Source organism: Desulfobacter sp. (genome assembly GCF_050177295.1).
Genome location: NZ_JBFXHE010000250.1, coordinates 1 through 6,586 on the forward strand (window position 1 = coordinate 1; position 6,586 = coordinate 6,586).

A 6,586-nucleotide genomic window follows, 5' to 3' on the forward strand; every position below is an offset into this window, starting at 1 on the left:
CTACCTGACCAGTCTGCTGGAGGAAACGAACGGCCGAATACGCGAGACGGCAAAGAAAGCAGGCATTACTACCCGGCAGCTAAACCGCCTGCTGACCCGGCACGGGCTGGATAAAAAACAATTCAAACTCCCGAAAGACCCATGATATCGCAATAACAGTTATGGCTGATCTGGTTTCTCAACATTTTTTTGTTGATAGTACCGGTCTTTTTCGCTGTAAATGCAGCCACAATACTGTTGGCGGTACATACCCAAGCCCTTTGATCTCTCTATCCCCTGTTTCCAGCCTTGGCGAAAATCATGATAAATGAATCTAAGACCGTATTGTTTTGCTATGCCCTGACCGATTTCCGTGATCAGGGCATGATTCTGGAATTTTGAATAGAGCAGGGTGGTGGAAAACCCGTCAAATTTTCCTTTTTGGGCAACCAGGGCACTGGCTTTCAGACGTGCGTGGTAGCAGTACCTGCACCGGTTTGTTTCCCTGAAGGTGACGGCACGCAAAAATTCTTCAAGCTCATAACCCTTTTGCCAAACCATTTTCAGATTCATCTGATCCGCATAATCACGCAATGTTTCCTCACGCTTCATACATTCGGTGAATGGATGAATATTATGCCGGTAAAAATACCCCATGACCTCCATGTCCATGTTTCTTAAGGTTTCAAGGGGATAGATGGTGCAGGGGCCGCAGCAGGTATGCAGAAGAATTTTCATTATCTTGCTCCGAAGATGGCTGTGCCCACACGCACTAAAGTTGCCCCCTCTTCAACGGCTACCGTAAAATCATTACTCATGCCCATGGATAAATGGGTCATGGCCGTATTGGGAAGGTTGAGCCGTTCTATCTCTTTACTGATCTGTTTAAGCCTTTTGAAATAAATTCTTGTATCTTCAGGGTCATCGAAAAAAGGCGGCATGCACATAAGTCCTGAAACATGCAGGTTGTCAAACCGGCAGGTCTGTCTGGCAATATCTACAATTTCGCTTTCTTGTGCACCGGATTTGGTCGCTTCCCGGGAAATATTTACCTGGAGCAGAATCTTCTGAATTTTTCCGATTTTTTGGGCCTGGCGGTTGATCTCTTGGGCAAGCTTTACCGTATCCACGGTATGAATCAGGTCAAAATACTTTACCGCGAATTTGGCTTTGTTGGATTGAAGATGCCCGATAAAATGCCACGTCGCTGATTTTCTGCCAAGAAGATCAATCTTTTCCATTGCTTCCTGGATATAATTTTCTCCAAAATCCCTGTGACCGGCATCAATGGCCTCCTGGATCATTTCAGGCGGTTTTCTTTTGCTTACCGCAATCAGGGTAACCCGGGATGCATCCTGTCCGCTTTTTTGGGCGGCAGCGCGTATATCATCATGAATTTTTTTTATATTGGATTGAATCTGCATTGTTATTTTGCTTCCTTAAAACTGATTGCCCCCAAAGATGCCAGTGCATCAATAAGTTCACACACGGGCAGGCCGACAACGTTGGTATAAGACCCGGATATCTCCTTAACCAGAAAGGCCCCAATTCCCTGTATCCCATAGCCTCCGGCCTTGTCATAAGGTTCACCTGTGTCTGCATACCAGTTGATTTCATCGTTGGACAACGCTTTAAACCTCACCCGGGTGTTTACAACCCGTGTAACCAGATCGTCTGAGTTTGGTCTTGTGATGGTGAAAGCGGTAAATACACTGTGTTCTCTGTTGCTGAGCTGGGTTAACATGGTTACGGCCTGCCGGTGCCCGGCGGGTTTGCCTAAAATGGTATTGCCAACCGCCACAATCGTGTCCGCCCCGATTGTCCAGGCATCAGGATAATGTGCGGCCACGGCTTGGGCCTTGGTTTTAGACAATAGACAAACATAGTTTTCGGGTGGCATTCCCGGATCAACTTTAGATTCGTCAATATCAGCCACATGAATTTTAAAATCTATGCCTGCCTGGGTCATAAGTTCTTTTCTGCGTGGTGAACCTGAGGCCAGAATAATGTTCTCTTTGTTTATCGTTTTCATGACCCCTTATGTATCATAATTCATGCGTTACGAACAGATTTGCCGTATTTTAAACCCACGCCCGTTGTCGGGTAATCCGGAAAAAAAGTGTCTAAAATCAGCTTTTTTGAAATATAACATAATAAATTCATGGTAAAAATTACCTGTTTCATACTATAATTTCTAAAAATTTAATCATCTTTTTTTGTGGAATAAAGAGATAAATATGCAAAAGTTTTTAATCAATACAGAGGCGTTAAGCACAGATAAGGCCGTCATCCATGGTCAGGACGCAAAACATATATGCAAGGTACTCAGGCTTAAGCCCAAAGACACCATTTCCATGACCAATGGCCATGGCACTGATTTTACAGGTAGTATAGATAAGATCTCTCCTGAATGTGTTGAAATTTCCATTTTAAGTGAAAAAAAAAGCCTCACGGAATCGAATCTCGATCTGACTTTGTGTACTGCCATGCTCAAACACAACAAGATGGATGAGATTATTAAACAGATTACCCAGCTTGGAGTCACTCGCTGGATTCCTTTTTATTGTAAAAGATCCATTCCATTGTCAGGCCCAAATAGGGAAAAAAAACACATTGAGCGGTGGCAGACCATTGCCAGGGAGTCTTTGAAGCAATGTAGAAGATCCTGCCTTGTTGAAATTATGCCTCCCATGGATTTTGAACAGGTCCTGGCCTTTTCAAAAGGCTGTTCACACAGATTCGCTTTCTGGGAAGCATCGGACCGGCCCTTTGCCGGATCGGCTCCCGGAGAGAACAACAAAGCTGTTGTCCTGATCGGGCCGGAGGGCGGATTTGAAGAGGAAGAGGTCAGAAGTGCCGTTGAATCGGGATTTATAGGTTACTCCCTTGGACCCAGGATTTTAAGGGCAGAAACAGCAGCCGTCTGTGCCTGTGGTTTAATCCAGTATCTGCTGGGTGATATGGGAGGGTGTTTAAAATAATATTCTTAATGCTTGTATAATTTTTTGCTTGACTTGAACGGTTAAAGAACATATAAATTTGTCGTTGTTTGATGTGCCCAGGTAGCTCAGTCGGTAGAGCAGGGGACTGAAAATCCCCGTGTCAGCAGTTCAATTCTGTTCCTGGGCACCACGTTATTATAAAAGCTTTCAGCGGTTTTCGTTGAAAGCTTTTTTGATTTATACACCATGAGGATCGGGCCAGACGCTCGATTGTTTTCCGGTTTGTGGATGGCAGGAGGCATGCGAATGCTTTGCCGCAGAACATTTTATATGTTAACCATATTCTGTAAAAAAGGTGGGCCCAATGCACAGATACTGCATTGGGCCCACCTTTTTTTATCTTTCTATACTATGAGGTATACGTATTACAAAAACAGGTAACAGGAAATAAGGCCTGTTATTGACATGGTGATGGTGTACGGCAGTGCAAGCCAAACCATTCGGCCATAGGAGAGTCTGATGACGGGTGCCAAGGCTGAAGTCAGTAAGAACAGGAAAGCTGCCTGACCATTTGGCGTTGCCACACTCGGGATGTTTGTTCCGGTATTGATTGCAACGGCCAGGTTGTCAAAATGATGGATAACTTCGTGTGCTTTGGCAGCAGCGTCTGCCGGAAGGGCAGCCAGCACGTCAGCCCGGACAAGTTCCGGGTTGGTAAGTTTGTCCATCAGTTCCTGTCCGGTCATACCAATATCGGGGATCTGTGCAAGCACATTGACAAAATGCATCTTTGTTTCCGTAATATATACGGTGGCAACAAAAACATTGTCAGAAATCGATGATAATAAACCGTTTGCAATATAGTATGCCCCAAGCTGTAGATGGCCATGAAGACCGAGAACAAAATGCATGATGGGGTCGAAAAGATGTTGTTCGTGAATCACCGCAACAATGGAGAAAAAGACAATCAGCAGCGCAGTAAACGGCAGGGCTTCCGTAAATGCCTGTCCAAAATGGTGTTCGTCGGTAATTCCGTTCAGAGAGGTCAGGAAGATGATGACGGATAGTCCGATCAGACCTACCGCGGCAAGATGGAAGGCAAGGGCAAGGATCAGCCAGATACCCGCAATGGCCTGTATAACAAGTCTGACCTTGCCTTTGGTTCCTTGTTTTTCTTCCATTTTGACTGCGGTTTCCAGCAGGTGGGAACGGATGTTGCCGGGCATTTCAACGCCATAGCCGAACCAGTGCATTTTCTCCAGTCCATAACAGGTCCCAAGCCCGACAATGAGGACGGGGATGGAGACCGGTGCAACTTCGAGAAAGAAGTCAACAAAGTGCCAGCCCATCTGGTGGCCGATCAGCAGGTTCTGGGGTTCCCCAACCAGGGTACAGACACCGCCCAGAGCGGTACCCACAGCACCATGCATCATCAAGTTGCGCAAAAAACCCCGAAACTGAACCAGGTCATCCCGTTTTGCCATTTGGCATGCGTTATCGTCGGTGAGATCATGTTCGCAGGTGCTGTCTTTTCCCGAGGCATACCGGTGGTAGACATTGTAAAAACCATATGCAACCGCGATGATGACCGCTGTAACGGTCAACGCATCAAGGAAAGCGGACAGAAAAGCGCCGGCAAAACAGAAAAGCAACGCAATCACAACTTTAGACTGCACCCGCACAAGTATCCGAGTGAAGGTGAACTGCAAAAATTCCTTCATGAAATAGATGCCTGCAACCATAAACATCAGAAGAAGGATAACCTCAAAATTGGCCAGTGCTTCGTGGTAAACGGTTTCGGGTTTGGCCATACCCATGATAATGGCTTCAATCGCCAGAAGACCGCCCGAAGGTAACGGGTAGCATTTCAGTGCCATGGCCAGGGTAAAAATGAATTCTCCAATGAGTACCCAGCCTGTAATAAAAGGGCCGGCGGTAATAAGGAGAATGGGGTTGATAATTAGGAACACTATAATAGCAAGCTTGTACCATATGGGAGCATTTCCTAAAAAGTTTTTTACAAAGGCGTTGAACATGGTCGGATCCTCACAATTAGTATTAGGAACAACAGGTTATAAGTTATACATTTGTTACAGGTTATGCCTTCTAACATCCTATGTGCAAAAATTCAACAGATTATTCAACGTTGGCGCATTAATTTAGCCGGAATTTGAAGAGAGAAAGATGGTTTTGGAATTTATGAAAGCAGGGTCGGCAATCATCCTTCCGGTACTGCAGTGAAGTCGCTCTACCGGCTGTTTTTTTGAAAAGGGTTACGCCACATCCGATAAGGGGAGTTCATTACGATTTTTCCAAGTAGATGGGCTGCAGCCGGCGTGGTCATGATAAAAAACAACATAATACCGACAACCCGGGAGGTTACAGCCGTATCCGTGAAAAACAGGGCGACTGCAAGCACGATCATTCCGATACCAAAGGTGCCCGCCTTGGTCGCCGCATGGGTCCGCATGTAGATGTCCGGCATTCTGAGAACACCCAGGGCAGCCATAAGGGTAAAAAAAGTACCGGTGATAAGGCAGATGGCCATCAGGATTTCCATGGAGGCTCCTCCTTGTTTTTTTTGGATTGAATCAGCCGGAATTTCATGAATGCCACAAAAGCCACGGTGCCCACAAACATCACCAGGGCCAGTGTGATTGCGATATCAAGAAAAGCGGTCTGTCCGCTGGTAATGGTAAACACAGCAATGAAACTGATGGTAATGGACCCGATCAAGTCCAGGGCGATGAGCCGGTCTGCGTGTGTCGGGCCTATAATCAGACGAATAAATGCCAGCACAAAGCTGACCAGCAATCCGGTGAAGGTAATGGTCACAGCCATGGTCATCACATCACCCACGTGTCACCTCCAGCAGTTTTTTTTCCAGTCCGTTTTTAATCCCGGAAATGACAGCATCGTGATCCCGGGCAAACATGGCGTGCACAATAAGATGGGATTTCTCCTCTGTGATATCCAGACTGAGTGTCCCGGGGGTTAACGAGACCATATTGGCAAGCAGGGTGATCTCAACATCCGTTTTTGCATCCAAGGGAATATGAACAATGTCCGGGACACTTTTAGGGGTCGGCGTCAGTACCTCCCAGGCAACCCGTAAAACCGATATCGTCATTTCATAATGAAAATAAACCACCAGAACAACTGAAGCCTTCAATCGTCTGAAATAAGAGTTGTCCTGGCCAAAGGGGCGTGTCAGCCACAGGCAGCCCAGGCCCAGCAAAAAACCGATAGCAAAATCAGTGATGCCGTAGGCATTGTTGACCAGGACCCAGGCACCGGCAAATAACAGATTGAGAACAAAATAAATCATTATCTGTCTCCCAGTACGGCCTTGACGTAAAAAATCGGATCAAGAAGCTGAACCGCGGCGCGGTCCGCATACTGAAAAAAGGGTTCTGCAAAAAGCCCTATGATTATCGTAATCAGGGCAAAAATGGCTATGGGCACCAGATATAAATTTGTTTCTCTAAAGCTCACCGACGGGGAGGGTATTACGTCGTTCGGTGCCGCCTCCCAGAACACCTGGTTCCATATTTTTAACATGGAGTAAACCGTGAGAACCCCGACAAAAAGGGCAGTTGCGGCCAGTATGGTGTGACCGGTTTCAAGACTTGCCCGGACAACTGCAAATTTACTCCAGAAACCGG

The 6,586-nt window shown here is 46.3% G+C and carries 8 protein-coding genes, 1 tRNA gene and 1 pseudogene; 2 read left to right on the plus strand and 8 right to left on the minus strand.

Annotated elements, in window-relative coordinates:
* Positions 1 to 159: 159 nt before the first annotated feature.
* The 3 genes from AB7U36_RS15800 to AB7U36_RS15810 are packed head-to-tail and all read right to left on the minus strand — an operon-like array spanning position 160 to position 2,011.
* Complete coding sequence (locus tag AB7U36_RS15800) at positions 160 to 717, minus strand: epoxyqueuosine reductase QueH (protein WP_428160670.1); 558 nt, start codon at positions 715 to 717, stop codon at positions 160 to 162.
* The gene (locus tag AB7U36_RS15805; RefSeq protein WP_428160671.1) at positions 717 to 1,403 is read right to left on the minus strand and encodes a YggS family pyridoxal phosphate-dependent enzyme; all 687 of its coding nucleotides are present in this window, start codon (positions 1,401 to 1,403) and stop codon (positions 717 to 719) included. The genes AB7U36_RS15800 and AB7U36_RS15805 overlap by 1 nt, the downstream gene beginning before the upstream one ends.
* Positions 1,404 to 1,405: 2 nt before the next feature.
* Positions 1,406 to 2,011 carry a Maf family protein gene (locus AB7U36_RS15810; RefSeq protein WP_428160672.1) on the minus strand — a complete coding sequence of 202 codons (606 nt, stop codon included), beginning with the start codon at positions 2,009 to 2,011 and terminating at the stop codon, positions 1,406 to 1,408.
* A gap of 205 nt (positions 2,012 to 2,216) precedes the next feature.
* Between AB7U36_RS15810 and AB7U36_RS15815 the strand changes: the two genes are divergently transcribed.
* Complete coding sequence (locus AB7U36_RS15815) at positions 2,217 to 2,960, plus strand: RsmE family RNA methyltransferase (RefSeq protein ID WP_428160673.1); 744 nt, start codon at positions 2,217 to 2,219, stop codon at positions 2,958 to 2,960.
* 75 nt (positions 2,961 to 3,035) lie between these two features.
* Positions 3,036 to 3,111, plus strand: a tRNA-Phe gene (locus AB7U36_RS15820).
* Between the two features lie 235 nt (positions 3,112 to 3,346).
* Here AB7U36_RS15820 and nhaB read toward each other — a convergent pair.
* The 5 genes and pseudogenes from nhaB to AB7U36_RS15845 form a co-directional block, all read right to left on the minus strand.
* On the minus strand, positions 3,347 to 4,957 hold the full coding sequence (gene nhaB, locus AB7U36_RS15825) for a sodium/proton antiporter NhaB (RefSeq protein ID WP_428160624.1): 1,611 nt from the start codon (positions 4,955 to 4,957) through the stop codon (positions 3,347 to 3,349).
* Between the two features lie 212 nt (positions 4,958 to 5,169).
* Positions 5,170 to 5,481: a monovalent cation/H(+) antiporter subunit G gene (gene mnhG / locus AB7U36_RS15830; protein ID WP_289021700.1), complete on the minus strand. Its 312-nt coding sequence runs from the start codon at positions 5,479 to 5,481 to the stop codon at positions 5,170 to 5,172.
* Positions 5,469 to 5,780 (minus strand): monovalent cation/H+ antiporter complex subunit F, encoded by a 312-nt coding sequence (locus AB7U36_RS15835; RefSeq protein ID WP_428160674.1) that lies wholly within the window; start codon positions 5,778 to 5,780, stop codon positions 5,469 to 5,471. The genes mnhG and AB7U36_RS15835 overlap by 13 nt, the downstream gene beginning before the upstream one ends.
* On the minus strand, positions 5,773 to 6,249 hold the full coding sequence (locus tag AB7U36_RS15840; protein ID WP_428160675.1) for a Na+/H+ antiporter subunit E: 477 nt from the start codon (positions 6,247 to 6,249) through the stop codon (positions 5,773 to 5,775). Before AB7U36_RS15840 ends, AB7U36_RS15835 begins: the two co-directional genes overlap by 8 nt.
* Positions 6,249 to 6,586 (minus strand): annotated as a pseudogene (locus tag AB7U36_RS15845) (Na+/H+ antiporter subunit D); the annotation flags it as partial. The pseudogene AB7U36_RS15845 and the gene AB7U36_RS15840, both read right to left, overlap by 1 nt.

Coding starts and splice junctions, on each gene's coding strand:
- AB7U36_RS15800 (WP_428160670.1), bottom strand. CDS start 717: ATGAAAATTCTTCTGCATACCTGCTGCGGCCCCTGCACCATCTATCCC.
- AB7U36_RS15805 (WP_428160671.1), bottom strand. CDS start 1,403: ATGCAGATTCAATCCAATATAAAAAAAATTCATGATGATATACGCGCT.
- AB7U36_RS15810 (WP_428160672.1), bottom strand. CDS start 2,011: ATGAAAACGATAAACAAAGAGAACATTATTCTGGCCTCAGGTTCACCA.
- AB7U36_RS15815 (WP_428160673.1), top strand. CDS start 2,217: ATGCAAAAGTTTTTAATCAATACAGAGGCGTTAAGCACAGATAAGGCC.
- nhaB (WP_428160624.1), bottom strand. CDS start 4,957: ATGTTCAACGCCTTTGTAAAAAACTTTTTAGGAAATGCTCCCATATGG.
- mnhG (WP_289021700.1), bottom strand. CDS start 5,481: ATGGAAATCCTGATGGCCATCTGCCTTATCACCGGTACTTTTTTTACC.
- AB7U36_RS15840 (WP_428160675.1), bottom strand. CDS start 6,249: ATGATTTATTTTGTTCTCAATCTGTTATTTGCCGGTGCCTGGGTCCTG.